Here is a 24,758-nt window from a genome sequence, read left to right on the forward strand (position 1 = left end):
ATAAGGAGCATGACAGATGAACGAAAAACAGCTCGTTGAAGCCTACGAACGCGATGAAAATATGATGATTTTGGTGTTTGCCCAATGGTGCGTGAACCATGATCTTGATCCGCTGCAGCTGTACGCCAAGGCGTATCCGCAGCAGAAGCTGAATGAAAGTTTGAAAAAAACCATGGATGAACTGGTCGTGCCGAAGCACGAATCAGAACACATTCCGGACCAGACCGTCATTGCGGTGTTAGAGATGTTTGGAAATACAGATTTGGCACAAGCGGTGCACGAAGCCATTGCGGAACGAAAACAATAAAAAAAGAGACACATTGTGTCTCTTTTTTTATTGGAAAAATCAAGCGATTAGACCTAGAAACTTCTTTTCACCCTCAAGAGTCTATAAAAGTGTACCTTTCAGAAAAAAGGGAATCATAAGCAATGCATATTAAAGGAGGAGATCGTATGAAATGGAGCAACATGCTGAAAGCTGCTGGGATTTCTGTTTTGCTTTTTGCTGTATTTGCATATACGGCCCCCGCATCGAATGCAGTTCAAGCGAAAGGACCGACTGTCAGCAGCCATACGTATAAAAAGATTAAGGAATTAAAGTATCCTCAGGTGCATCACATTGGAAATGCCGCGTTTGAAAAGAAAATCAATCAAGAGCTGAAAGCCTACATTGAACAATCGTATCAGGAATACCTGAAAAACAAAAAAGCAGGCGAACAGCAGGGATTCAAAGCGGAATATCAAACATCCTTCAGCGTCAAATACAATGCCGCAGGCAAGCTCAGCATTCAAACACTCAATTATATCTATTCAGGCGGCGCTCATGGTTTAACGTCTGTTCAGTCATTTAATTATGACTTGAAAGCACAAAAGCGGGTGACACTGAATCAGATTCTGAATACCAAAACAAAAATCAGCAAAACGAAAGATTACCTGTACAGCTATATCCAAAAACATAACACGCTGTTTTTCCCTGACGTAAAGAAAGAGGATATTACCCTTAACCAAAACACAACGTTTTACTTTACGAAAAACGGAATCGCCATCGTCTTCGGCCAATATGACCTGGGACCTTATGCAGCCGGAATCCGAGATGTGCAGGTGCCTTCCTCTGTTTATCAATAATTAAAAGAGCCATATCCTTAAAAGGGATATGGCTCAATGTTTCTACCACACAAACAGGCCGACAATCGCAGCACTTAGTAAAGATACTGCAATTCCGCTGACGAGCAATTTCCACACGTTTTTCCCGATGACGGTTGACTTTTCGCCGTCAAGGATCGAGTTGTATGTTCCGTAAATCATGCCGACAGTACTGAAGTTGGCAAATGACGTCAGGAATGTCGTCGCCACCGCAACGGTGTGAGGCGGAAGTGATTTGAGGTTTTCTTTCAAGTCAAGCATCGCAACAAACTCGTTCGTTGCCAATTTCATTCCCATTAGCTGAGCGACATACATCGCATCATGTACCGGCAGGCCAAGCAGGAAGGCAAAAGGACTGAAGAGATAAGCAAAAATCGTTTGGATGGTCAGTCCGTGTACGAAAACGCCAAGAATGCCATTGACTGCTGATGTTAATGCGACATATCCGATCACCATGGCCAAAATAACGATCACCATGTTCATGCCGACAAGCATACTGTTAGAAATCGTAGAGAAAAAGTCTTTCTTCTCTTCTTTAGGCGGGGTATAGATGATGTCTTCATCCTCCGGCACGTGAACAGGGTTCAGCAAGTTTGCGATAATCAACGCGTTTAAGCAGTTCAGCGGAATTGCTGTAAATACGTAAGTCGCCGGCACCATTGACAGATAAGAACCAATAATGGAGCCGCTGATGCTGCTCATGCTCATTAAGCCGAATGTGAGCAGGCGGTTGTTGTTTAAAACCGTAAGCTGCTGGCGGATGACCGCAAGTGCTTCCGTATTTCCCAGGAACATCATTTGAATTGAGAAAAAGCTCTCTAATTTCGGCAAGCGGGAAGCCTTTGAAATCACCCAACCGATTTTATCAATCAGCCAAGGCAAAATGCCGAAATATGTTAAAATATCAAAGAATGTGACGATAAAGATAATTGGAAGAAGTGCACTGAAGAAAAAGTCTACTGTTTCATTCGCCATCACTGATGGGAAGGCAAACGCGATACCGTCACTGGCGCAAGCAATCAGCCAAGTGAAGAAATCACCAATTTTACCGATGGCCCAGCTCCCGACTTTCGTTCCCAGCATAAACCAAGTAATCAGCAATTCCAGAACAATTAACGTAATGATCGGGCGCCACTTGATTTTCTTTTTCTGCGGAGAACATAGGAATACAACTGCCATAATCACAATGAGACCAACAAGGTTTAATAAAAAGTACATGATAGCAACTCCTATGAGGTTTATTATGGAAACAAAAAAAGCCCTTATCCTTCACAAATTCTGGAAGCGCAGAAAGTGTGAAAAATAAGAGCAAACAGAAAAGAACTTGTCCTTTTCAACTCGTTCAAATTTATTCAAACTTTCTTGTAGTCTAGTTTTTTACGGTTACTAGGTAGAAACAATCAGACCATATTACTGATCATATACAAGAATGTCTTTTTCTAAGATGATAGCAGTATTTTATCCTTTCACTTTTTGAAAATCAACCTTTTTAACTATTTTCACAATAATAAAATTTATATTTTGAATTTGAGAAAATAAAGGAAAAACATGTTGGATTGCTATGCTGATATGATGTTGATGAGGGCAGCAGCAGTATGGCATTGATTTTTCTTCAACCTATGCTTTCAGCTCCTAGAGGTTTGTTGTATGATGTACATGGGGAAACTCATACAGCAAAAAAGGGAGTTTTTTTCATGATTATCCAATTCATTCGTTATAGATAATGACAGGTATAGACAATCTGCCAGACCTGGCCAATTTTTGAGAGAGGCCCAGGTTTATTTGTCTATGCCTTTTTCATTTATCTAAAAATGAATGAATGAGGTGTTGTTATCATGAAACGAACAGTTGATTTCAGCCAATTCGCCCTCATGTTTCGATGTCCGCTCTGCGGTTCTTCCATGGATGCGGATTCAGGAAAAAGCTTGATTTGTACAGAACGAGGCCACACATTTGATAGATCCCGGCACGGGTATGTGAACTTCCTGGCGAAGCCGGTCAAAACCGGTTACGATGCCGGACTTTTTGAGGCGAGGAGCAGGCTGATTGGAGAATGCCGGTTCTTTGAGCCGCTCCATCATGCGATTGCAGATCTCATCAGTTACCCCAGCTCTGGTGAAGAAGCTTTCACCATCTTGGACAGCGGATGCGGTGAGGGATCTCATTTGAATTCGCTTTGCGGGTTTGATTATGCAGGGAAAGCAGCGATGGGAACAGGCATCGATCTTTCGAAGGATGGGATTATAAAAGCTTCTAAGGCATTCAAAGATCAGATGTGGGCGGTTGCTGATGTGGCGCGTGCTCCCTTTTATGACCGCCAATTTGATGTTGTGCTGTCTATTTTTTCGCCGTCCAATTATGCAGAGTTTCATAGACTGCTGAAGGATGATGGCATGCTCATTAAAGTAGTGCCGCGAAAAGATTATTTAATAGAATTAAGGCAATTTTTATATACTGATTCACCAAGGCGTACGTATTCCAATACGGCAGCTGTTGAGCGTTTTACAGCGAATGTTGAACGCAGTCATCAAGCGAGGCTGCGCTATGCCAAAACGCTTAACCGGCAAGCGATACATTGGCTGCTCCAGATGACGCCGCTCGCCTGGTCGGCGCCGAAAGACCGAGTCAGCCTGCTGAAAGAGATGAAATCAGCCGATATCACGGTTGATGTCGATATCCTAATAGGAATGAAATGATGGCAGAGGAAAGCTCCGAAAAAAGGAGCTTTCCTTTTTTAATCGGAATAGTTGGCCCCCGCTTCTCGTACATATGGAAAGGGGACGGAAACAGCCGATGCGGGGAGTTATTGTAAACGCTTTCTTGTCTGTGGAAATGGGGGATGCTTGTGGAACTGATCATTATTCTATTGGCGTTAGGTTTGCTGATGTTTACGGCGTATCGGGGATTTTCTGTCATTTTGTTTGCGCCGATTTGCGCGCTATTCGCGGTGCTGCTGACAGATCCAAGCCATGTGCTCCCTTTTTTCTCATCCATTTTTATGGAGAAGATGGCGGGCTTTATGAAACTGTATTTCCCAGTGTTTCTGCTCGGTGCGATTTTTGGAAAGGTCGTTGAAATGTCCGGGCTTGCGGCATCGATTGCGAAAACGATTGTCAGGCTTGTCGGGGCGAAAAGAGCGATACACGCAATCGTGCTGATGGGCGCTATCTTGACGTACAGCGGCGTCAGCCTGTTTGTTGTCGTGTTTGCCGTATATCCTTTTGCAAAAAATTTGTTCCGAGAAGCAAACATACCGAAACGCCTCATCCCGGGAACAATTGCTTTAGGGGCTTTTACGTTTACGATGGACGCACTTCCGGGGACGCCGCAAATTCAAAATGTCATCCCGACGACGTTTTTCAAAACAGACATTTATGCCGCTCCTTGGCTTGGCTTGATCGGCGCAGTGATTGTGCTGGCAGCGGGCATGCTCTATTTGGAATCGAGGCGGAAAAAAGCGCAGGCATCCGGCGAGGGCTATGGCGGTTTTGATTCGGAGAATACAGCCGCTCTCGAAAAGTCTGAGTTCGCGGCAGAACCTGACAAAAGCCCGGTGCAGCATGCGCTTGCCTTTGTCCCGCTTATACTCGTAGGTGCAATGAATAAATGTTTCACCATATACCTTCCAAAGTGGTATCCGAATGGATTTGATTTTTCATCGATCGGATTAAAGGAGTTCGGAAAGCTTGATATTTCTTCAGCAGCTGCCATTTGGTCGGTTGAGCTTGCTCTGGTGATTGGCATCATCACAACGATTTTATTTGATTGGAGAAGAGTGTTTGCCCAAATGAAGGAGGGGCTGAATGAAGGGATCGGCGGCGCCTTGCTGGCATCTATGAATACGGGTGCCGAGTATGGTTTCGGCGGCGTTATCGCCGCACTGCCGGGGTTTCACAAGCTGAGCAGCGGAATTTCGCACACCTTTGCCGACCCGCTTGTAAACGGGGCTGTCACGACAACGGTGCTGGCGGGAATCACCGGGTCGGCTTCAGGTGGTATGGGCATTGCGTTAAGCGCGATGTCAGATCAATATTTGCAGGCGATTCAGGCTTACAACATTCCACCGGAAGTGATGCATCGGATCATTTCGATGGCATCAGGCGGCATGGATACGCTGCCGCATAATGGTGCTGTCATCACGCTTCTGGCCGTGACGGGACTGACTCACCGGCAATCGTATCGGGATATTTTTGCGATCACGCTCATCAAAACGGCTGCCGTATTTGCTGTGATCGCGATTTATAGCCTGACGGGTCTAGTGTAGGAGAAAACGAAAGGGGCATCAATATGGGAAAAGTGCTGTCATCAAGTAAGGAAGCTGCGGAACTGATTCATGATGGAGATACGCTGATCGCAGGAGGATTCGGGCTGTGCGGCATTCCTGAACAGCTCATTTTGGCGATAAGAGATCAGGGAGTAAAGGATTTAACCGTTGTCAGCAACAATTGCGGGGTCGATGACTGGGGGCTCGGCTTGCTTTTGGCTAACAGGCAAATCAAGAAAATGATCGCATCCTATGTCGGTGAAAATAAAATTTTTGAGCGGCAGTTTTTAAGCGGAGAGCTTGAGGTCGAGCTTGTACCCCAAGGAACACTCGCTGAGAGAATTCGTGCAGGCGGCGCGGGCATACCGGGATTTTATACGGCGACAGGCGTCGGCACCTCCATAGCCGAGGGAAAAGAGCATAAAACGTTCGGCGGCCGGACGTATGTACTGGAGCGAGGCATTACTGGCGATGTGGCGATCGTTAAAGCGTGGAAAGCGGACACCATGGGGAATTTGATTTTTCGGAAAACGGCGAGAAATTTCAATCCCGTTGCTGCGATGGCAGGCAAGATTACGATTGCCGAGGCGGAAGAAATCGTGGACGCAGGAGAGCTCGATCCAGATCACATCCATACACCGGGAATTTATGTACAGCATGTGGTGCGTGGCGCGAGCCAAGAAAAACGGATTGAAAAACGAACAGTTCGGCAAGCGGCGGGAAAGGGTGAAGCGAAATGAAGGAAGCGAGAAAACGAATGGTTAAACGCGCTGTACAAGAAATCAAGGATGGCATGAATGTGAATCTTGGGATTGGAATGCCGACGCTTGTCGCAAATGAGATCCCCGATGGCGTTCACGTCATGCTTCAGTCAGAAAACGGATTGCTCGGGATCGGCCCCTATCCTCTGGAAGGAACGGAAGACGCGGATTTGATCAATGCTGGGAAGGAAACGATCACTGAAGTGACGGGCGCTTCCTATTTTGACAGTGCTGAATCATTCGCAATGATACGAGGCGGGCATATCGATCTGGCTATTCTCGGCGGCATGGAGGTTTCGGAGCAGGGTGATTTGGCCAATTGGATGATCCCCGGCAAAATGGTAAAAGGGATGGGGGGCGCCATGGATCTCGTCAACGGTGCGAAACGGATCGTTGTCATCATGGAGCATGTCAATAAACATGGCGAGTCAAAGGTGAAACAAGCTTGCACCCTTCCGCTGACAGGCCAGAGAGTCGTGCACAGGCTGATTACGGATTTGGCTGTGTTTGATTTTGATAACGGCCGCATGACACTGACTGAGCTTCAGGAAGGCGTCACAATTGAAGAGGTTTATGAAAAAACAGAAGCTAATTTCGCTGTAAGCCAGTCTGTGCTCAAACAAAATTCTTAATGGGAAGGTGTTTGACATGAACAAACAAGTCGCATTGGTGACAGGGGCAGCCGGCGGAATCGGATTCGACATCGCAAAGGAATTCGCCCGTAAAGGCGCCAGCGTCATCGTTTCGGATCTCCATCAGAAAGCGTGCGAAAAGGCAGTCTCCAAGCTTGCAGATGAAGGATTTGACGCGGTGGCCATCCCGTGTGATGTGACAAAGGAAGCGCAAGTCGCTGACACGGTGAACGCCATCCAAAAACGGTACGGGCGCTTGGATATTTTGGTGAACAATGCCGGTATTCAGCACGTCGCCCCGATTGAAGAGTTTCCGACAGAAACCTTTGAACAGCTGATCAAGGTCATGCTGACGGCGCCCTTCATCGCAATGAAGCATGTTTTTCCGACCATGAAAAAACAGCAGTTTGGCAGAATCATTAATATCGCGTCTGTTAATGGATTAGTTGGCTTTGCAGGGAAATCCGCTTACAATAGCGCCAAGCACGGCGTCATTGGACTCACAAAAGTCGGGGCGCTGGAAGGCGCGCCCCACGGCATTACAGTCAATGCGCTCTGCCCGGGTTATGTCGATACCCAGCTTGTACGCAATCAGCTTAGCGATCTATCGAAAACGAGAAATGTCCCTTACGACTCTGTACTTGAACAAGTCATTTTTCCGCTTGTGCCGCAAAAGCGACTGCTTTCCGTCAAGGAAATTGCGGATTATGCCGTGTTTTTGGCAAGCGAGAAGGCGAAGGGCGTCACTGGGCAGGCTGTCGTCCTTGATGGGGGCTACACTGCACAATGATAGAAAAAACACACTTGCTCCGTTAGGGAATCAAGTGTGTTTTTTCTTTGCTTATTTCCACACATCGTTAGCGATCTCAACCACGTGGCGAAGCTTCGCCCATTGCTGTTCTTCAGTCAGCTTGTTGCCTTCCTCAGTGGAAGCGAATCCGCATTGAGGGCTGAGGCAAAGCTGGTCTAAGCTCACATAACGGGATGCTTCTTCAATACGGCGTTTCACATCGTCCGGATGTTCAAGCTTACCAAATTTAGATGTCACTAAACCAAGGACAAGCTGAAGGTCAGAGCGCTTCACATACCGGAGCGGCTCAAATCCGCCTGAGCGTGAATCATCATACTCTAAGAAAAGCCCGTCCAGGTTCAAGCCGTCAAAAATAGTTTCGGCTGCTGCGTCATAGCCGCCTTCAGCTGTCCAAGTGGACTGGAAGTTGCCGCGGCAAATATGCATGGTTACCGTCAAGTCATCCGGACGGTCAGCAATCGCGTCGTTAATGGATTTCGCAAATAGCTGGCGAAGCTCGTCAGGCGTTGTTCCAAACGCTTCGATTTGTTTTAAGCCTTTTTCAGATAAGAAAACAGCCCATGCCGTATCATCAAGCTGGAGGTAGCGGCAGCCTCTGTCGTAAAACGCTTGAATCGCCTTTTTATATGCTTTGGATACATCGTGCTGGAAAAGGTGATAGTCATTTTTATAGGAAGCCTTTTCTAGCTTGCCGCGGAAAAACAGCATATTCGGGCTTGGGATCGTCATCTTTGGCGTCGCATCACCGGCAATGCTGTGGAGAAATGAGTAATCTTCAAGCATTGGGTGAGTTGAAAAGTCGATATCACCTGTGACTTTGATGCCGCGTGCTTTAGTCTGCACATTATGGAATTGAATGCCGTGCTCAGGAGTGAACGGCTCAACGCCATCCAGATTTTCTAAGAAATCAAAATGCCACCACGCTCTGCGGAATTCACCGTCAGTCACGACGTTCAGGCCGGTTTCCTTTTGTTTCTCCACAATGCGGGTGATTTCATCGTCTTCAATTTGGCGGAGCTGTTCAGCCGTAATTTCGCCGGCCGCTTTTTGCAGCCGTGCTTTTTTGACGGGCTCAGATCTCAGCAGGCTCCCGACTTGATCCGCGCGAAACGGCGGTTTTTTTCTTTGAAGTGATTGTTGTTCTGCGGGTGTTGTTTGTTGTGACATGTTGTCCATTCCTTCTTTCCATTCGAGTATAAAAAAGCTCTTCCTTTGGATAAGGAAGAGCTTGTGTGACAATCTCAACCTTATCTTCAAGAGCAATTATTGCTCTAAAGGATTTAGCACCATTCTGTTAAACAGCGGTTGCCGGGTATCGCAGGGCCAGTCCCTCCACCTCTCTTGATAAGGAAAACCTTTTTATGAAATTTTCTGATAGTATCTATTATTCACACATTTTCTGTTTCTGTCAATGATAGATTATCTCCACACATCGTTGGCGATGTCGATGACATGGCGAAGCTTTGCCCATTGCTGCTCCTCTGTCAAAAGGTTTCCTTCTTCTGTAGAGGCGAAACCGCACTGCGGGCTGAGGCACAGCTGATCCAAGCTGACAAAGCGCGCCGCTTCATTGATTCGGCGTTTCACATCGTCACGATTTTCGAGCTCGCCGTATTTTGATGTGATCAAGCCGAGCACGATTTGCAGATCTTTGCGTTTCACATAACGGAGCGGATCAAAGTTTCCAGAGCGGTCATCATCGTATTCCAAGAACAAGCCGTCCAGGTTTAAGCCGTCCAAAATCGTTTCTGCAACAGCGTCATAGCCCCCAGATGCCGCCCAAGTTGAACGGAAGTTGCCGCGGCAAATGTGCATCGTGATTGCTAAATCATCAGGCCGGTCTGCCACTGCATCGTTAATCGTTTTGGCAAACAAGGCAGGCAATGTTTCTGGATCGCCGCCGAGCGCCCGGACAACCTCTCTGCCTTTTTCTTCAAAGAAGAGAGACCATGACGTATCATCAAGCTGAAGATAACGGCAGCCAGCGTCATAGAAGGCTTTGATTGCTTTTTTGTACGCTTGGGCCAGGTCATGAAAGTATTCCTCTTGGTCATCATAAATCCCCTTATCAGCCTTTTCACCGAAAAACAGCATATTCGGGCTCGGAATCGTCAGCTTGGGTGTCGCCCCGCCGGCAATCTTATGTAAAAATTGATAATCGGCAAGTGCTGGGTGGCTCGTAAAATCGAGTTTTCCCGTCACCTTGATGCTGCGTGCTTTTGTTTTGGCATGATGGAACTGAATCCCTTCAGCCGGAATGAATGGTTCCACGCCGTCGAGCCCTTCCAGAAAATCATAATGCCACCATGAACGGCGGAATTCCCCGTCTGTTACCACATCAAGGCCGATTTCTTTTTGTTTTTCCACAATGCGGGTGATTTCTTGGTTTTCGACATCACGCAGCTGTTCCGCTGTGATCTCGCCGGCCGCTTTTTTCTGCCGGGCTTCTTTCACCGGAGCAGAGCGCAATAAACTGCCGACATGATCGGCACGGAAAGGAGCTTTGCGCTGTTGTTCTGTTTTTTGTCCTGCAAGATGTGTTTGTTGAGCCATGTCATTCGCCTCTTTTCTAAATTATGTTGAGCATAAAAAAGCTCTTCCTTTGTGTAAGGAAGAGCTTGAACGATCAAATCTCCGCCTCATCTGCAAGAACGCAATGTTCTTAAGGATTTAGCACCATTCTGTTTAAAACAGCGGTTGCCGGGTATCATAGGGCCAGTCCCTCCACCTCTCTTGATAAGGTACATCTTCATATGTAGATTTCAATTATCTTAATATTATTACTTTTGAATCAATTGTCAACACTTTTTAGAAAATACTTTCATCTTCATCGTTATATAAAACCATATCCAGTACGATAGCAATAGCCGTGCAAATCAGCACATCCTCCTCGTTTGCAATCTGCAAGTGATAGGAATCGCCCCAGCTTAGCCACTTTTTGCTTACGGACATCCGGACATTCTTCCCGTCCGTCAGCTGGAATTCGTCCTTCCACAAATCACCTTCGATTTCCCAGTTAAGCTTGGAAATCTCAAACTTCGGTTTGAAAAACGTTACCTTCTTCGTCACTTCACAAACCGTTTCTCCGCCAATTGAAATCTCGTATCGCGGCAAAAAAGACATCACTTTTTGTTCTATGGACACGAGCGTTTTTCCTGTTGAATCTGTCATTTGTAACGAGTCCCCTAACGAAAAGAACCGCCCCTCGACCTTGAATGTCTCCTGTTCATCCCGGTCATAAATGTGAAACGCATCTTTAAACGAGAACATTTTTTGTTTTATAAATAATTCAATCATTGCTAAAGTCTCCTTTTGGATTTGCCTAGTATGAAATTACGGATAGAGGGTGAAAAGGTTTCAGGCTCTAAATCAAAACAATTTTAAAAGGCTGCCTGATTCAGCAGCCTTTTCGTTTGAAATATAGAATTAGGAAAGATGCATCCGGCGTTTTTGGCGGATGGCGTCAAGGTCGATTAGGTTGTTGTGATGAGGTGCGGCTGCTGGCAGAGGGCTTGTCTTTTGCGGTTTGCGGCGATTGTCCTTGCTGAAAGAAAAAAGAAGATAGCCGCATAATGCGATGATAATAAATAGGATCATGTTACATACCTCCCAAAAATAGTTTTGGTATTCTCTATTGTACGGATAAAATGTCAAAAAGTATTCAAAAAATTCCAAATCGACTAAAAATAAATTACTGTCCCTCTAAAACAGTCTAACCTGTTGACCTGAAAATAGTCTTACATCTCGATGGTTATTCTAGTTGTTGGTTGGTTCTATAGTTACTATCGACGCTATAATCAATTCCTTTATATAACTTTAAGACTAAGTTTTCGTGATTCTAATTACCTGTTTTTGGATTCTCTTTTTTTTTGCTTGTTTGATGTATACCCTATTTTCCGCAATCAAACACAAAAAACCCAAATCACGGAGCATTTGGGCGGTACGAGGGGGATTGAGATTGTGGTTTTGAGGATGTGTATGTCAATTAGAAGAAGCGTTTGAACATTTTTCTGATCTTTTGAAACGGGCTGGATTTCTTTTGCATGTTTAGCGGTCTAGTCGTGATCCATTTTTTCAATAGGCTCTTTTTTGCAGCAATTGCTTGTTTTGTCACTGTTTTTCCTCCTCATCCGTTGATACTTGTTTTACGGAGGACGTTTTAAAAATGTTTCATTTTTACGCAAAAAAACCAGTCCTTTTTTGGACTGGTTTTTGGCATTACGCCTGTTCTTCAAACAGCTTTGCAATCTCAACGATGACGTTTACGGCTTTGACCATGTTATCAGCTGAGATGTATTCAAATTTTCCGTGGAAGTTTTCCCCGCCGGTAAAGATGTTTGGCGTCGGGAGTCCCATGTAGGACAGCTGGGATCCGTCCGTCCCGCCGCGGATTGGAGAAATCTTCGGTTCAATGCCGAGGTTTTCCATCGCTTGTTTGGCAATGTTGACGATTTCGATGACAGGTTCGATTTTTTCTTTCATGTTGTAGTATTGATCGTTCATATCAAGCTGAACGCGTTCTTTTCCGTATTCGTTTTGAAGCTCCTCAACGACACGCTTCATTGTGTCTTTTCTGTTTTGGAAGTTCTCTTTGTCAAAGTCTCTGATAATGTAGTGGAGTTTTGTTTCCTCTACATCTCCTTGAATCGACAGCAGGTGGTAGAAGCCCTCATAGCCTTCTGTATACTCAGGCGCTTCATCTGCCGGCAACAGGCTGTTCAGCTTCATCGCGATTTTTGCAGAGTTAATCATTTTCCCTTTTGCCGTGCCGGGATGTACGTTATTGCCTTTGATCGTGATTTTTGCGGCAGCGGCATTAAAGCTTTCGTATTCAAGCTCGCCGAGCGGGCCGCCGTCAACAGTGTAGGCAAAGGACGCATTGAACCGTTTTACATCAAATTTGTGTGGCCCTCTGCCGATTTCTTCATCAGGCGTAAAGGCGACTCTAATCGTGCCGTGCTTGATTTCAGGGTGTTTGATGAGGTAATCCATGGCTGTCATGATTTCAGCGATACCGGCCTTATTGTCTGCACCGAGAAGGGTGGTGCCGTCTGTGGTGATGAGTGTGTGACCTCTATAGCCAGACAGCTCAGGGAATTGATCAGGCGACAGGATGACCTGAAGTTGTTCATTGAGAACGATGTCTTTTCCATCGTAGTTATCAACGATTTGCGGATTCACATTTTTGCCGGTAAAGTCTGTGGCGGTATCGACGTGAGCGAGAAAGCCGATTGTCGGCACGTCTTTTTCAGTATTGGAGGGAAGAGTCGCCATGACATAACCGTTTTCATCAATGGCTGCATCCTGCATGCCGATTGATTTCAATTCATCAACGAGCATGTTGCCTAACGTCAATTGGCCGGGTGTGGAAGGGCAGGTGTCGACGGATTCATCGGACTGTGTGTCGACCTTTACGTATGTAGTAAACCGTTCAATGATTTCTTCTTTCATTTCCAATCATCTCCTTTGCCTTATTTTATCATGATGGGATAAGGGTTTTCTATTGCACAATCCCGTTTCGAATGGCAAAAACGACTGCCTGTGTCCGGTCTTGGGCGTTGCATTTTTGCAGGATGCGGTGCACGTGGGTTTTCACAGTGCTTTCGCTGACGAAAAGCTTTTCAGCAATATCCTCGTTTCGCAACCCGTAGGCCATTTGCTGAAGAACCTCGAGCTCTCTTTTTGTGAATGGCTCGGCCAGTTCTGCTGCTTGAGTTTGTTTCGAGCGAAATGTCTCACTGATCATTTTGGCAGCTGTGGCTGTACGGAAAATCGCTTCGCCTCTGGCGCTTTGGATGGGTGAGATAAAAATTGCATGCAATTCAAAATGAGTATAAGGCTCGGCACAAGCTTCTTGTAGTGCCGAGCCGGAGTTTGTCCGTTCATGCTGGTCCTTCTTTCGGTTATTGAATGGATACTTTGCCGGCGGTCAGCCGTCTGTATGCTTTGTAAAGCATGATGTTGCGGGCAGTGATGGTGCCGAGGGGGATGAAGAACATAGAATGAATAACGGCAATAAAAAGCTCATTGCTCTCAGGCAGCCATACTCTCGCGGCCATACGCAAAGAAAGTATCACTAAAATGAGGATAACACTTCCAAGGGAGCCGCGTGAAGTGACCTTTCCGGTTTCTGGGTGAATCCGCACGTTTACCATCTTCCCAATGCCAAACCCGCAGGCCAGCCCGATCAGTAATAAAATGCCGCTGATCGCCACATGCAATACGGAATGGAAATACGCCGGCTGAAACGATGCTGATACGCCCCATAACAGCAGCAGCGGAATGATCAGCAGTTTACCGGGCTTTACCGTTCTTTCTCGATACATTGATAAAACAATAAGAATAAAGACAATCAAAATATAAGGGCTCATTGCCATCTCATCAAATCCTTTCTGCCTAAAGCATAGCGAAAATGCAGAAAGAAAACGTCAACCGGCAGATTGATTTTTCTCTATCAAATTGGTCGAAAAAATATGAAGAAACTATTAATAAACGATTAAACTTCTTCAAAATGGATGTGGAGCCGTCCTAAACACTATATAATAATAGCAGGTCATTTTTTAGGAGGGTTTACATCATGGCAATACTTGTTACAGGCGGCGCGGGATACATCGGAAGCCACACATGTGTGGAGCTATTGAACAGCGGCTATGAGATTGTCGTTCTCGATAATCTGTCCAACAGTTCGGCTGAGGCGCTGAACCGCGTCAAGGAGATTACGGGAAAAGATTTAACGTTCTATGAAGCGGATCTATTGGATCGGGAAGCGGTAGATTCGGTTTTTGCGGAAAATGAAATTGAAGCTGTAATTCACTTTGCAGGGTTAAAAGCAGTTGGTGAATCTGTTGCGATTCCGCTCAAATATTATCATAACAATCTGACGGGAACGTTTATTTTATGCGAGGCCATGGAGAAATACGGCGTCAAAAAAATTGTATTCAGTTCATCCGCCACGGTATATGGCGTTCCGGAAACATCACCGATTACAGAGGACTTTCCATTAGGTGCGACAAATCCTTATGGACAGACGAAGCTCATGCTGGAGCAAATTTTGCGTGATTTGCATACAGCCGACAATGAGTGGAGCGTTGCGCTGCTTCGTTACTTTAATCCATTTGGCGCGCATCCAAGCGGACGGATCGGTGAAGACCCGAACGGCATTCCGAATAACCTCATGCCGTATGTAGCGCAAGTAGCCGTTGGCAAGCTGGAGCAATTAAGCGTATTTGGAAATGACTATCCGACAAAAGACGGGACAGGCGTACGCGATTATATTCACGTCGTTGATCTCGCAGAAGGCCACGTCAAAGCGTTGGAAAAAGTATTGAACTCCACAGGAGCCGATGCCTACAACCTCGGAACAGGTACAGGCTACAGCGTGCTTGAAATGGTCAAAGCCTTTGAAAAAGTGTCAGGGAAAGAGGTTCCGTACCGTTTTGCGGACCGCCGTCCTGGAGACATTGCGACCTGCTTCGCAGATCCTGCGAAAGCCAAGCGGGAACTGGGCTGGGAAGCGAAACGCGGCCTTGAGGAAATGTGTGCTGATTCTTGGAGATGGCAGTCTTCTAATGTGAATGGGTATAAGAGTGCGGAATAAGAATGGAGGCCTTCTCAACAGAGAAGGCCTTTTTTAGAGAAAAAGGGCGCCTGTTAAGGCGCCCTTCTGCTATTATTTGATTTTCACAATAACATCATTGCTGAATTTAAGTTTCCAAGTTCCTTTAGCGTATGCATCCTTGTCCACTTCGAATACATCAACATTGGTTACTTTAATGTTTGGATTTAAATCACTTAGAATCTTTGAATTATCGATTTTTGTTTCTGCTGCATAGTTAGAAGATGCATCTATGTCAGCGTCATAAGATGTATCACTGGAGTCTACAAGTTTAACAGTTGGAATTGAAAAAGAGCTTATAGGCTTTTTAGACACGTTTTTTACTGTGTACTGTACAGCAACTAAAATACCGCCATCAGATGCCTTTTTATTTAAAAATTCGTTACCAACTGAATCCCGTTTTTCTACCTTCGTAACAGTTACTTCAGTTTTTTCTGTTTTTACAGTATCACCGATATTGTATGTTTTTTCAGTTTCAGCTTTGCTGTTGCTTGATGTTTTGGAAGTGGCTTCTGAACCGCCTCCGCCGCCAATCATATTACCGATAATAATGATGACAACAACTGCGAGAATAAACGTAATGATCTTATGTCGCATAAAAAAGTTACGTTGATCCTTACCACAGTTAGGACATTTTTTTACACCCTTTGCAATTTCTTGACCGCAAGCTTTACAGGGTACTAGTTTTCCTGACATTATATTTCCTCCTATGTAATTAAATGTACAAAACATATGTACTATAATGCCTATATTATCTCACTGAGTCAATATAAAATTATGAATTTATTATAATTATTATCTTTTGTGGTTTATTTTACTTGTAAAATACATGCTTTTTTTCTTATCGGACAAATCTATTATTTGTTAATAGATGGACCGTTTTTTACTTGTAGCCCATCTGAATAAATCTCCGCAAATACCTCTTGAACCAACTCGAACTGTCCCTTATAATGCTAATATTGGAAAGCGAAGAAGATATGATAAAAAAGTGGTTTTCTAGGGTTCCGCAATGCAAATTGGACTGTGACCGAGAGAAAACACATAACAGCCCCGGCTGTTATGACACGGTGGGATAAAAGCCCAGGAGTTTCTGCTCTTTTGCGAGAGCGTACTCCTGGGTTTTTTTGTTGATACTATCTGGAGAAGGAGTGTTTTGTGATGAAAAAGAAAATGCTTGATGTGCTGATGCTTGTGATTGGTGCGTTTTTCTTCGCGCTTGCCGTGAATTTGTTTGCGATTCCCAATGACCTTGGGGAAGGCGGGGTCACTGGGATTACGCTGATTTTGTATTATGTGTTTCAATGGTCTCCCGGAGTAACGAATTTTATTCTAAATGCATTTCTGCTGTTAATCGGCTACAAATTTCTAGACGGTAAAACGACTGTCTACACCATCATCGCCGTAGCGGCGAACTCGCTTTTCCTTCACCTGACACACGGATGGAGCGTTCCGTCTGATGAATTGATTATTAATACGATTTTCGCGGGTGTCTTTGCGGGAGTCGGGATCGGCATGATTATTCGGGTTGGCGGCACGACAGCCGGTTCTGCGATTCTGGCCAGAATCGCTAATAAATATTTAGACTGGAATATCAGCTACGCTTTATTGTTTTTTGATTTAATCGTGGTATTTAGCTCTTATTTTATTATTGGTGCGGAAAAAATGATGTTTACGATCGTGATGCTGTATATCGGAACGAAAGTAATGGACTTCATTATTGAGGGCTTGAATACGAAAAAAGCGATTACGGTTATTTCAGAAAATAAGAGTGAGATCGCCGAACAGGTGAATACCTTGATGGATCGGGGCGTGACGATTTTATCAGGGAAGGGAAGCTATACGGGCCAGTCAAAAGAGATTTTGTATATTGTCATTAACAAACAGGAGCTGTCCATGCTAAAGAAAATCATCAGAAGCTGCGACAAAAAAGCGTTTGTAATCGTTCATGACGTGCGCGATGTGTTTGGCGAAGGGTTTGTTGATATATCTAAATAAAGAAAAATCCCTCTGTACTTCAAGCAGAGGGATTTTTTCGTTTAAAACGGATATTTGCGGTATTGCTTCTGAATCGAAATCCATTTCATCACGGTAAATTCCTCGACCACCCATGGGTTTCCGAAGCGGCCGACACCGCTTGCTTTGTTTCCGCCAAAGGCGATATTCGGCGAATCATTGACGGATTGGTCGTTGACATGCGTCATGCCGCTGTCAATTTGCAGAGCGAATTTTTCACCTTTTTCTAAATCAGAAGTGAAAACCGCCGAGCTGAGGCCGTATTCGGTATCATTGGCCATATCAATCGCTTCCTCATCACTGGAGGCTTTGATAATGGTGGCAATTGGGGCAAACAGCTCTGTTTGGGCAATGTTGCTGTTGTTGTCAGCACCGACAAAGACATACGGTGTGAGCACGTTTCCGACGCGTTTTCCTTCAACCGCAAGCTCAATGCCGTCTGCCTTTGCCTGCTCAATGATCTCCAGTGCTTTTTCAATTTGGCGTTCGTTGATCAGCGGGCCGACAACGGTTTTCGGATCGGTTTGATCGCCGTACGGAAGCTGTTTGACACGGGCTGTGAATTTTTCAACAAACTCATCGTATACATCTTGATGAACAATGATTCTGTTAATGATCATGCAGATTTGTCCTTGATGAATAAATTTCCCGAAAATCGCGGCATCAACAGCGCGATCGACATCCGCGTCTGAAAGAACGGCAAATGGATTGTTGCCGCCGAGCTCAAGGGCCATCCGCTTGAAGTCACGCCCGGCGATTTCACCGATGTGGCGCCCGACTGCAGTTGACCCCGTAAAGCTGATTAATCTTGGGATTGGATTGGTCAGCATGCCGTCCCCGATTTCTTTTAAGTCTGTCAACATGACGTTGAGGACACCCGCAGGAAGGCCGGCGTGTTCAAACGCTTTTGCAATGATGGTCCCGCCGGAAAGAGCGGTTTGGATATCAGGCTTGTGAACAACACTGTTTCCCAGCGCAATTGCCGGTGCAATGGTTCTCATTGATAAATTCATCGGGAAATTAAATGGAGAAATCGATGAAATTACGCCGAGCGGAAGGCGGTAAATTTTATTGATTTTTCCTTCAATGTTCGATGGAACCTCTTTGACCCCGCCCAACTCGCCGGTATACGTCATGGCTTCATCTAAAATCGCAATTGTTTGCTCAAGCTCAATTGTTGATTTTATAATCGTTCCGCCGGTTTCGCGGGAAATCATCATTATGATGTCATCACGGTTTTCCTGTAAGTAGCCGCGCGCTTTTTGCAGAACTGCTTTTCGGTCCTCTGTTGTGCTTTTGGCCCACTCTTTTTGCGCCTGTTGTGCAATGTCAAATGCATCCTCCAGCTGTTTGCTTGTTGCCAACGATGCTGTTGTAATCACAGACTGGTCATATGGGTTCAAAATGTCCTCTGTACGCCCGCTTTCTCCTTCTGTCCATTTTCCGTTGATAAAACTTTTGTTTAATGATTCTAACCCCATTCATGATCACTCCTTTGGTTCTGCATATATTCCTTACTGTTTCCGTTGAAACAAATGTGTAAACGATCTCTTTCAGTTTTTTGTCTGTCTATGTCGTCTATCCTTTTTTTATTGGAGAACATGCAGGTTTCGCCTTATACTGGGTATACAGATCCTTACATAAGAGAGGGGACTTTATGAAATCGCTGCTGGCTATTTATCCAGGTTCAATTGTGTCTGAAGAGCTTTGCGTAAAGGAAGACTGTCTATGCTTTTATGATGAGAACAGTCAGAGATATATCTCCATTCCGAAAACAGAGATCAGCGAAAAAGAGACATTGCTGCTCCAGTCATTTTTGACCCCCGCAGATGAGGTCAATCAAAAATCTTTGAAGTCGCCAGAGGAAAACAAGTGGTTCGCTTTTCTTTTTTCTAGAGGGGAAGTGCCGTCGAACATAAAAAAGCGAACGAGATTTGTCCATTTTCATTTGCTCGGCAAAATAGAGCGTGCGTCCTTTGCGGAAGCTGTCCGCCATTTTTGGCCGGTGTCTTTTGTGATTGTGTGGATGCATACGGACAGAGGCGTGATTGTTGAGCAGGAAAGTGAAGCGGCAGCGGGGAAAGACGAATTGGAGTCACTCGCTAAGGTTCTTGAAAGTGATTTCTACTTCAGTGTCCGTTTTTATGCCGGGAGATTTTATGAGCCGGATGAGAGTTTGCGAACACATTACGCCCGTGAACAGACGTATTTTCTCTTTGCTGAAAAACGGCTGCCTCAGGTGCAGAGTGTGACCTTTGAGATGATTTTTCCTTTTTTATTATTAGAAGCAGAAAAAGATAAGCTGGAAACGCTGTTATCTGAAGAAGCTGAGCTTTTATTTGGGAATGAATCTGAGCTGAGGAAGACAATTCAGCTGTTCATTGAAAACAACTCAAACGTGACGTTAACGGCGAAAAAGCTGCACCTGCACCGCAACAGCCTGCAATACCGGATTGATAAATTTATTGAGCGGTCAGGGATAGACATCAAATCGCATAAAGGCGCGCTGCTCGCCTATTTTATCTGCCTGCAAAGCGAAGGTTCAGAATAAATTGGAAATATGCACGAAAATTGGCTGGTTGATTTTATGAACGCTGCCCATTCAAGCGATAGGAAAAAGCTGTTACACTCAATTTAGGAAAGCGTTTACATTAACAAAGGGGGATGTTAGATGGCTGAATTGCGGATGGAGCACATTTATAAATTTTATGATCAGAAGGAACCGGCGGTTGATGACTTTAACCTTCATATTGCCGATAAGGAATTTATCGTATTTGTCGGCCCGTCCGGCTGCGGGAAATCAACGACACTGCGAATGGTCGCAGGGCTTGAAGAAATTTCGAAAGGCGATTTTTATATTGAAGGAAAACGGGTCAATGATGTAGCGCCAAAAGACAGGGATATCGCGATGGTATTTCAAAACTACGCGCTCTATCCGCATATGACGGTCTACGATAATATCGCGTTCGGGCTGAAGCTTCGGAAAATGCCGAAGCCCGAAATCAAAAAAAGGGTAGAGGAAGCCGCGAAAATTCTCGGACTGGAGGAATATTTGCACCGAAAACCGAAAGCGCTGTCAGGCGGACAGAGACAGCGGGTCGCGCTGGGCCGGGCTATCGTGCGGGATGCAAAGGTGTTCCTGATGGATGAGCCTTTATCAAACCTGGACGCGAAGCTGAGGGTGCAAATGCGGGCAGAAATCATTAAGCTCCACCAGAGGCTGCAAACCACAACGATTTACGTGACGCATGACCAGACAGAAGCGCTGACGATGGCGACACGGATCGTAGTTATGAAAGACGGTAAAATCCAGCAGATCGGAACGCCGAAGGATGTATACGAATTCCCTGAAAACGTCTTTGTCGGCGGTTTTATCGGTTCACCGGCAATGAACTTTTTCAAAGGAAAGCTGACGGACGGCGTTATCAAAATCGGTTCTGCGGCATTAACCGTGCCGGAAGGAAAAATGAAGGTGCTGCGTGAAAAGGGCTACATCGGCAAAGAGGTCATTTTCGGTATCCGTCCTGAGGATATTCACGATGAATTAATTGTCGTGGAATCGTATAAGAACTCCTCGATTAAAGCGAAAATCAATGTCGCAGAGCTGCTCGGCTCTGAAATTATGATTTATTCGCAGATCGACAATCAAGACTTTATTGCGCGGATCGACGCCCGCCTCGATATTCAATCAGGTGATGAGCTGACGGTTGCGTTTGATATGAATAAAGGACATTTCTTTGACAGTGAGACAGAGGTGAGAATTCGATAAGCTTGATGACCGGACATGGAGACATGTCCGGTTTTTTGTGTTTGCAAGGTTTACAGAAAAAACAGCAGCGGGTAGTGGTTGGTAAGAAAGGAGAGATAGAGATGTGGAATGCGGCAATGTGGGGCGGGATCTCAGGCTCTGCAGTTTTGCTGGGCGCGCTGGCGTCTATGTTTTTTCCGATTCGCAAACAGATCATCGGCTATATTATGGCTTTTGGCACAGGCGTCTTAATTGGTGCGGCTGCTTACGAACTCCTCGGGGATGCAGTGGCAGAAGGAGGAATTGTGTCGACAGGCGCCGGATTTATTGCGGGGGCAGTCGTGTTTACAGTTTTTGATTTCGCGGTTTCCAAAAGAGGCGCGTCCCAAAGAAAAAGATCGGGACAGGCAGCTGCCGGCGGCGGAGGAATCGCCATTTTTATCGGCACTATCATGGACGCTGTTCCAGAATCGATTATGATTGGCGCCAGCCTTCTCGAAGAACAGTCAGTCAGCTTTCTTTTGGTAGTCGCCATTTTTATCAGCAACATACCTGAAGGGCTCTCCAGTACAGCAGGAATGAAAAACAGCGGCTATTCCAGAACGAAGATTATGCTGCTTTGGGCTGCAGTGCTCGTGATTTCGATACTCGCATCATGGTCGGGGTATTTCTTTCTCGACGGTGCTTCTGAAGAAGTGATGGCAGCAATCGCAGCATTTGCAGGCGGGGGGATCATTGCGATGATTGCTTCGACGATGATGCCTGAGGCATACGAAGACAGCGGTCCGATGACAGGCTTGATCGCTGCACTTGGCCTGTTAACCTCGCTGGTTTTGAATCAGTTTTCTTAATCCGGTTTTTTGTGCTTGAAAATCTCAGAAACAAACCGATGAAAAAAGGAGGAAGAAATAGACAGAAAGCAGGAATAAGATGAAACGACTGATCGTAAGCATTTTTCTTTTAGGCAGCTGTTTGGCTCTCGCGGCTTGCGCTGATCAAGAGGCGAACGCGGAGCAGCAGATGCCGAAAGCGGAACAAAAGAAAACGGAAGAAAAGACAATACATGTTCAGAAAAAAGAAGACGATACATCAGCATGGATCAAAACGGAGAAACCGGCAAAGCTGCCGATTTTGATGTACCACAGCATTTCCTCTGGAAACAGCCTCCGTGTCCCGAAAGAAGAATTCGAAGCGCATATGAAGTGGCTGCACGAGAACGGCTATCAGACATTAACGCCGAAAGAGGCGTATCTCATGCTGACGCAGGATAAAAAGCCGAGTGAGAAATGCGTGCTGATCACGTTTGATGACGGATACACCGACAATTATCAAGACGCGTATCCGGTGCTGAAAAAGTACGGGATGAAGGCGACGATTTTTATGATCGGCAAGTCGATTGGACATAAACACCATCTGACAGAGGATCAGATGAAAGAGATGGCGAAGCACGGCATTTCCATTGAAAGCCATACGATAGACCACCTTGAGCTGAACGGATTAACGCCTCAACAGCAGCACAGTGAGATGGCGGATTCGAAAAAGCTGTTTGACGGCATGTTTCATCAGCAAACCTCCATCATCAGCTATCCGGTGGGACGCTACAATGAGGAGACGCTGAAGGCCGCCGAAGAAACAGGCTATCAAATGGGTGTGACGACAGAGCCGGGAGCGGCAGCGAGAGACCAGGGAATGTACGCCCTCCATCGTGTGCGCGTGTCCCCTGGCATGTCAGGCGCGTCCTTTGGCGCGTACATTGAGTCGATGAAATAAAAAAGGCGTCGTTTAATCGCCGCCCCCTCCGCCGTCACAGCCGGAATCGCTGAAGCCACCGTCACTGCCGCATCCATCACGGTGTGAGCCATGATCTGAATAACCGACATACCCGCTGTCCGCCTGCTGGCGGCGTTTTGTTTCCGAGGGCTGCAGCTGAATGACTGAAAGAAAAACAATAATAGCTATAATCAGTAAGATAATCACAATCACGTCCGATCACTCCCTTTTTTCACCATATCCTGTTTTACGGGTGAAACGCTGATCGGTTTCACTTTAAGGTGATCGATTCTTTCAGCCGGTCTCTCAGCCAGCGCTTCAGCACGCCATGTCCTTTGTTTGACAATAAAGTGCTGACACGCCAATACATAGGGGGATGCGGAGCGAACTGAAAATCAATCAATCTGAAAAGCCAGCTTTTATCGCGGGTGAGAGAGTCAATTTGAAGCTCGTCCCCATCTCTTTCAGCACTGTAGGCGCTTTGTTTCTGAATATCCTCATCCTGCCGAACTGCCAAGATCCTTAAGGCTTCGGCCATTTGTTTGTGCCCGCCTTCCAGCAGTGATGCGCCAAGGTTGTCAGCACGCACCTCCATCCATTGTGAACAAAAGGATTGATAGAGCTGGAACAGGATAATGATTGCCATAATGAAAGCCCAAAGCGCCATTTTGTGGGCCTCGGGATGGGTAATATGCTGTTCAAACAAGAGGAAAATCCCAACGACTGCTCCAAGATATAGAAAACGCAAAAGCTGTGATAACAGAACATCACGTTTTTTGATATGAACCGCCTCATGGGCCAGAATGCCTTCGATGACATGCTGCGGAAGTGTTAGTGTGTTGCTAGTCAGGATGACCATCGACCTTCCGACATTCATGCCGACTGCCATTCCGTTGTATTCATCACTCTCCGTTTCGTATATCCGGACATGGGAAATGCCGGCCTTGCGGAAGATCCTGTCGGCCGCTGCCTGTACATGCGGATGATGACAGGGCTTGGCATCCATTGCTGCCAGCAATACACGGTCTGACAGGTACATATTGAATATCCAGTACAGGATCACAGCAATCGCCATGACCCATGGGGAGGCATGGAATCCGTATAACGCGAGCACCAATAAGGCATAAGCCGAGACGCCTTTTACGCTGGCCGCAAAATAAAGCTTCCCAAGCAGCCGCTTCACATTTTTTCGATGATAAAAGGGCAAAACAGAAATCACAGCGTCCTCGCTAGCTTCCGAATCTGTATATTCCCGGAGAATCGTTTTCCATTTTTGCGGGTCCTTCACCGTCAGAAACAGTGTTTCCCCGGGAAGTGACAATTTGATGACTTGCTGAAAGCTTGTTGTCAAATCAATACGGGATGAATACATCGTCAGAAGCGGATGTAGCTTTAAGAGATCAGCTGTTGATTCAAGCTGAATGTCTTTCAAATCGGAAAGCGGGTATGTACGGGTTTTATAATATGAGCTGATGTGTAATTTTTCTAAGGATGCTGAATAAAAAACCTTTACGCTGAAAACATTCAGTATTCGCTTCACCAGTGCCCCTCCGCCGGAGATGAGACCGAAAAGGATCACATATTTGAGGGGGCTGGGATCAGGTCCATAGATGAAAAAAATGATGGCGCCCGCAAACACAACGGCGGTCAGGGTGATGTCTGACAGGAGGCGTGTTTTGTTTCTGCCAAGTTCAATTTCCTGCCAGTCTCCCGAAGGTTTTTCCGCACGATCTGAAACAGTGAGGTCCATCGCAGTCCAATAGCAGTAGAACATTGTCGCGATCGAGACAATACCGTCCATAAATGATAGATGAGAGAAGATGTAAAAAGCAGTGCCGACCCAAAGAACGATATCAATCCAGAAATCTATAGCCGGAATGAGTTTTGCTGTTAGGGCTGAAATCCAATAGAGTCCCAGCCCGAGAATCATTATGCAAAATAGATGTGTTCCCATAGGCATGCTAGAGTCCTTTCTATCTAGTATTTCCAACTATTACTATA

At 45.7% G+C, this 24,758-nt stretch carries 25 protein-coding genes, 2 pseudogenes and 4 riboswitches; of the genes and pseudogenes, 13 read left to right on the forward strand and 14 right to left on the reverse strand.

All coding sequences use genetic code 11. The features are described 5' to 3' along the window. The first annotated feature begins 16 nt into the window (after positions 1-16). Together MOB98_RS03480 and MOB98_RS03485 are read left to right on the forward strand one after the other, a co-directional pair. Complete coding sequence (locus MOB98_RS03480; protein WP_268360157.1) at positions 17-307, forward strand: hypothetical protein; 291 nt, start codon at positions 17-19, stop codon at positions 305-307. Between the two features lie 146 nt (positions 308-453). Beyond that, positions 454-1,125 (forward strand): DUF3298 and DUF4163 domain-containing protein, encoded by a 672-nt coding sequence (locus tag MOB98_RS03485; protein ID WP_268360158.1) that lies wholly within the window; start codon positions 454-456, stop codon positions 1,123-1,125. Between the two features lie 42 nt (positions 1,126-1,167). On the opposite strand, the gene MOB98_RS03490 is transcribed toward MOB98_RS03485, so the two are convergent. Beyond that, a complete protein-coding gene (locus MOB98_RS03490) occupies positions 1,168-2,361 on the reverse strand; it encodes a NupC/NupG family nucleoside CNT transporter (protein WP_003236213.1) in 1,194 nt (397 codons plus the stop codon). Positions 2,362-2,488: 127 nt separating this feature from the next. Beyond that, positions 2,489-2,590, reverse strand: a riboswitch (purine riboswitch). A 388-nt stretch (positions 2,591-2,978) separates the two neighbouring features. Here MOB98_RS03490 and MOB98_RS03495 point away from each other — a divergent pair. The 5 genes from MOB98_RS03495 (at position 2,979) to MOB98_RS03515 (ending at position 7,590) form a co-directional block, all read left to right on the forward strand. After that, entirely contained in the window at positions 2,979-3,839 is an 861-nt protein-coding gene (locus MOB98_RS03495; RefSeq protein ID WP_268360159.1) for a methyltransferase domain-containing protein, read from the forward strand. 149 nt (positions 3,840-3,988) lie between these two features. Continuing rightward, a complete protein-coding gene (locus MOB98_RS03500) occupies positions 3,989-5,407 on the forward strand; it encodes a GntP family permease (protein WP_268360160.1) in 1,419 nt (472 codons plus the stop codon). A gap of 23 nt (positions 5,408-5,430) precedes the next feature. Continuing rightward, positions 5,431-6,147 (forward strand): CoA transferase subunit A, encoded by a 717-nt coding sequence (locus MOB98_RS03505; RefSeq protein ID WP_268360161.1) that lies wholly within the window; start codon positions 5,431-5,433, stop codon positions 6,145-6,147. Then, complete coding sequence (locus MOB98_RS03510) at positions 6,144-6,800, forward strand: CoA transferase subunit B (RefSeq protein WP_268360162.1); 657 nt, start codon at positions 6,144-6,146, stop codon at positions 6,798-6,800. The genes MOB98_RS03505 and MOB98_RS03510 overlap by 4 nt, the downstream gene beginning before the upstream one ends. A 16-nt stretch (positions 6,801-6,816) precedes the next feature. Beyond that, on the forward strand, positions 6,817-7,590 hold the full coding sequence (locus MOB98_RS03515) for a 3-hydroxybutyrate dehydrogenase (RefSeq protein WP_268360163.1): 774 nt from the start codon (positions 6,817-6,819) through the stop codon (positions 7,588-7,590). Between the two features lie 51 nt (positions 7,591-7,641). Here the strand turns inward: MOB98_RS03515 and MOB98_RS03520 are convergent, their stop codons facing one another. The 9 genes and pseudogenes from MOB98_RS03520 to MOB98_RS03560 form a co-directional block, all read right to left on the reverse strand. Beyond that, on the reverse strand, positions 7,642-8,778 hold the full coding sequence (locus tag MOB98_RS03520; protein ID WP_268360164.1) for a 5-methyltetrahydropteroyltriglutamate--homocysteine S-methyltransferase: 1,137 nt from the start codon (positions 8,776-8,778) through the stop codon (positions 7,642-7,644). 77 nt (positions 8,779-8,855) lie between these two features. After that, a riboswitch (SAM riboswitch) is annotated at positions 8,856-8,962 on the reverse strand. Between the two features lie 68 nt (positions 8,963-9,030). Further along, positions 9,031-10,164: a 5-methyltetrahydropteroyltriglutamate--homocysteine S-methyltransferase gene (locus MOB98_RS03525; RefSeq protein WP_268360165.1), complete on the reverse strand. Its 1,134-nt coding sequence runs from the start codon at positions 10,162-10,164 to the stop codon at positions 9,031-9,033. Positions 10,165-10,247: 83 nt separating this feature from the next. Continuing rightward, positions 10,248-10,354: riboswitch (SAM riboswitch) on the reverse strand. Between the two features lie 65 nt (positions 10,355-10,419). Then, positions 10,420-10,908 carry an LURP-one-related/scramblase family protein gene (locus tag MOB98_RS03530; RefSeq protein WP_268360166.1) on the reverse strand — a complete coding sequence of 163 codons (489 nt, stop codon included), beginning with the start codon at positions 10,906-10,908 and terminating at the stop codon, positions 10,420-10,422. A 129-nt stretch (positions 10,909-11,037) separates the two neighbouring features. Next, complete coding sequence (locus tag MOB98_RS03535) at positions 11,038-11,286, reverse strand: hypothetical protein (protein ID WP_268360167.1); 249 nt, start codon at positions 11,284-11,286, stop codon at positions 11,038-11,040. 310 nt (positions 11,287-11,596) lie between these two features. Further along, positions 11,597-11,725, reverse strand: a complete 129-nt coding sequence (locus MOB98_RS03540) for a hypothetical protein (protein ID WP_268360168.1) — start codon at positions 11,723-11,725, stop codon at positions 11,597-11,599. 104 nt (positions 11,726-11,829) lie between these two features. Beyond that, on the reverse strand, positions 11,830-13,062 hold the full coding sequence (pepT, locus tag MOB98_RS03545) for a peptidase T (protein ID WP_268360169.1): 1,233 nt from the start codon (positions 13,060-13,062) through the stop codon (positions 11,830-11,832). A 49-nt stretch (positions 13,063-13,111) separates the two neighbouring features. Further along, positions 13,112-13,402 (reverse strand): annotated as a pseudogene (locus MOB98_RS03550) (response regulator transcription factor); the annotation flags it as partial. Next, positions 13,399-13,497 (reverse strand): annotated as a pseudogene (locus tag MOB98_RS03555) (hypothetical protein); the annotation flags it as partial. The pseudogenes MOB98_RS03555 and MOB98_RS03550, both read right to left, overlap by 4 nt. A gap of 17 nt (positions 13,498-13,514) precedes the next feature. Beyond that, positions 13,515-13,988, reverse strand: coding sequence for a CcdC protein domain-containing protein (locus MOB98_RS03560; protein ID WP_268360170.1), 474 nt, complete (start codon positions 13,986-13,988; stop codon positions 13,515-13,517). 200 nt (positions 13,989-14,188) lie between these two features. Between MOB98_RS03560 and galE the strand changes: the two genes are divergently transcribed. Further along, positions 14,189-15,208, forward strand: a complete 1,020-nt coding sequence (gene galE, locus MOB98_RS03565) for a UDP-glucose 4-epimerase GalE (protein ID WP_003244356.1) — start codon at positions 14,189-14,191, stop codon at positions 15,206-15,208. Between the two features lie 72 nt (positions 15,209-15,280). Here galE and MOB98_RS03570 read toward each other — a convergent pair whose 3' ends face one another. Further along, entirely contained in the window at positions 15,281-15,823 is a 543-nt protein-coding gene (locus tag MOB98_RS03570; protein ID WP_268360180.1) for a DUF4352 domain-containing protein, read from the reverse strand. Between the two features lie 388 nt (positions 15,824-16,211). Next, positions 16,212-16,315: riboswitch (guanidine-I (ykkC/yxkD leader) on the forward strand. A 69-nt stretch (positions 16,316-16,384) separates the two neighbouring features. On the opposite strand from MOB98_RS03570, the gene MOB98_RS03575 reads away from it, so the two are divergent. Further along, complete coding sequence (locus tag MOB98_RS03575) at positions 16,385-17,221, forward strand: YitT family protein (protein ID WP_268360171.1); 837 nt, start codon at positions 16,385-16,387, stop codon at positions 17,219-17,221. A gap of 41 nt (positions 17,222-17,262) precedes the next feature. Here the strand turns inward: MOB98_RS03575 and MOB98_RS03580 are convergent, their stop codons facing one another. Beyond that, positions 17,263-18,720 (reverse strand): aldehyde dehydrogenase family protein, encoded by a 1,458-nt coding sequence (locus MOB98_RS03580; RefSeq protein ID WP_268360172.1) that lies wholly within the window; start codon positions 18,718-18,720, stop codon positions 17,263-17,265. A 176-nt stretch (positions 18,721-18,896) separates the two neighbouring features. On the opposite strand from MOB98_RS03580, the gene MOB98_RS03585 reads away from it, so the two are divergent. The 4 genes from MOB98_RS03585 (at position 18,897) to MOB98_RS03600 (ending at position 22,757) form a co-directional block, all read left to right on the forward strand. Continuing rightward, on the forward strand, positions 18,897-19,790 hold the full coding sequence (locus MOB98_RS03585; protein WP_268360173.1) for a PucR family transcriptional regulator: 894 nt from the start codon (positions 18,897-18,899) through the stop codon (positions 19,788-19,790). 120 nt (positions 19,791-19,910) lie between these two features. Then, on the forward strand, positions 19,911-21,008 hold the full coding sequence (gene msmX, locus MOB98_RS03590) for a maltodextrin ABC transporter ATP-binding protein MsmX (protein ID WP_268360174.1): 1,098 nt from the start codon (positions 19,911-19,913) through the stop codon (positions 21,006-21,008). 101 nt (positions 21,009-21,109) lie between these two features. Then, the gene (locus MOB98_RS03595; RefSeq protein ID WP_268360175.1) at positions 21,110-21,838 is read left to right on the forward strand and encodes a ZIP family metal transporter; all 729 of its coding nucleotides are present in this window, start codon (positions 21,110-21,112) and stop codon (positions 21,836-21,838) included. 79 nt (positions 21,839-21,917) lie between these two features. Then, positions 21,918-22,757: a polysaccharide deacetylase family protein gene (locus tag MOB98_RS03600; protein ID WP_268360176.1), complete on the forward strand. Its 840-nt coding sequence runs from the start codon at positions 21,918-21,920 to the stop codon at positions 22,755-22,757. 12 nt (positions 22,758-22,769) lie between these two features. Here MOB98_RS03600 and MOB98_RS03605 read toward each other — a convergent pair whose 3' ends face one another. Together MOB98_RS03605 and MOB98_RS03610 are read right to left on the reverse strand one after the other, a co-directional pair. Continuing rightward, the gene (locus MOB98_RS03605) at positions 22,770-22,970 is read right to left on the reverse strand and encodes a hypothetical protein (protein ID WP_268360177.1); all 201 of its coding nucleotides are present in this window, start codon (positions 22,968-22,970) and stop codon (positions 22,770-22,772) included. A 58-nt stretch (positions 22,971-23,028) separates the two neighbouring features. After that, positions 23,029-24,717, reverse strand: a complete 1,689-nt coding sequence (locus MOB98_RS03610; RefSeq protein ID WP_268360178.1) for a M56 family metallopeptidase — start codon at positions 24,715-24,717, stop codon at positions 23,029-23,031. Between the last annotated feature and the right edge of the window lie 41 nt (positions 24,718-24,758).

It is taken from the genome of Bacillus sp. N13C7 (assembly GCF_026790065.1).
GTDB lineage: Bacteria > Bacillota > Bacilli > Bacillales > Bacillaceae > Bacillus.

Bases quoted from the DNA above. Each gene is read 5' to 3' on its own strand.
- MOB98_RS03480 (WP_268360157.1), top strand. From the start codon at position 17: ATGAACGAAAAACAGCTCGTTGAAGCCTACGAACGCGATGAAAATATG.
- MOB98_RS03485 (WP_268360158.1), top strand. From the start codon at position 454: ATGAAATGGAGCAACATGCTGAAAGCTGCTGGGATTTCTGTTTTGCTT.
- MOB98_RS03490 (WP_003236213.1), bottom strand. From the start codon at position 2,361: ATGTACTTTTTATTAAACCTTGTTGGTCTCATTGTGATTATGGCAGTT.
- MOB98_RS03495 (WP_268360159.1), top strand. From the start codon at position 2,979: ATGAAACGAACAGTTGATTTCAGCCAATTCGCCCTCATGTTTCGATGT.
- MOB98_RS03505 (WP_268360161.1), top strand. From the start codon at position 5,431: ATGGGAAAAGTGCTGTCATCAAGTAAGGAAGCTGCGGAACTGATTCAT.
- MOB98_RS03510 (WP_268360162.1), top strand. From the start codon at position 6,144: ATGAAGGAAGCGAGAAAACGAATGGTTAAACGCGCTGTACAAGAAATC.
- MOB98_RS03515 (WP_268360163.1), top strand. From the start codon at position 6,817: ATGAACAAACAAGTCGCATTGGTGACAGGGGCAGCCGGCGGAATCGGA.
- MOB98_RS03520 (WP_268360164.1), bottom strand. From the start codon at position 8,778: ATGTCACAACAAACAACACCCGCAGAACAACAATCACTTCAAAGAAAA.
- MOB98_RS03525 (WP_268360165.1), bottom strand. From the start codon at position 10,164: ATGGCTCAACAAACACATCTTGCAGGACAAAAAACAGAACAACAGCGC.
- MOB98_RS03530 (WP_268360166.1), bottom strand. From the start codon at position 10,908: ATGATTGAATTATTTATAAAACAAAAAATGTTCTCGTTTAAAGATGCG.
- pepT (WP_268360169.1), bottom strand. From the start codon at position 13,062: ATGAAAGAAGAAATCATTGAACGGTTTACTACATACGTAAAGGTCGAC.
- MOB98_RS03560 (WP_268360170.1), bottom strand. From the start codon at position 13,988: ATGGCAATGAGCCCTTATATTTTGATTGTCTTTATTCTTATTGTTTTA.
- galE (WP_003244356.1), top strand. From the start codon at position 14,189: ATGGCAATACTTGTTACAGGCGGCGCGGGATACATCGGAAGCCACACA.
- MOB98_RS03570 (WP_268360180.1), bottom strand. From the start codon at position 15,823: ATGCGACATAAGATCATTACGTTTATTCTCGCAGTTGTTGTCATCATT.
- MOB98_RS03575 (WP_268360171.1), top strand. From the start codon at position 16,385: ATGAAAAAGAAAATGCTTGATGTGCTGATGCTTGTGATTGGTGCGTTT.
- MOB98_RS03580 (WP_268360172.1), bottom strand. From the start codon at position 18,720: ATGGGGTTAGAATCATTAAACAAAAGTTTTATCAACGGAAAATGGACA.
- MOB98_RS03585 (WP_268360173.1), top strand. From the start codon at position 18,897: ATGAAATCGCTGCTGGCTATTTATCCAGGTTCAATTGTGTCTGAAGAG.
- msmX (WP_268360174.1), top strand. From the start codon at position 19,911: ATGGCTGAATTGCGGATGGAGCACATTTATAAATTTTATGATCAGAAG.
- MOB98_RS03595 (WP_268360175.1), top strand. From the start codon at position 21,110: ATGTGGAATGCGGCAATGTGGGGCGGGATCTCAGGCTCTGCAGTTTTG.
- MOB98_RS03600 (WP_268360176.1), top strand. From the start codon at position 21,918: ATGAAACGACTGATCGTAAGCATTTTTCTTTTAGGCAGCTGTTTGGCT.
- MOB98_RS03610 (WP_268360178.1), bottom strand. From the start codon at position 24,717: ATGCCTATGGGAACACATCTATTTTGCATAATGATTCTCGGGCTGGGA.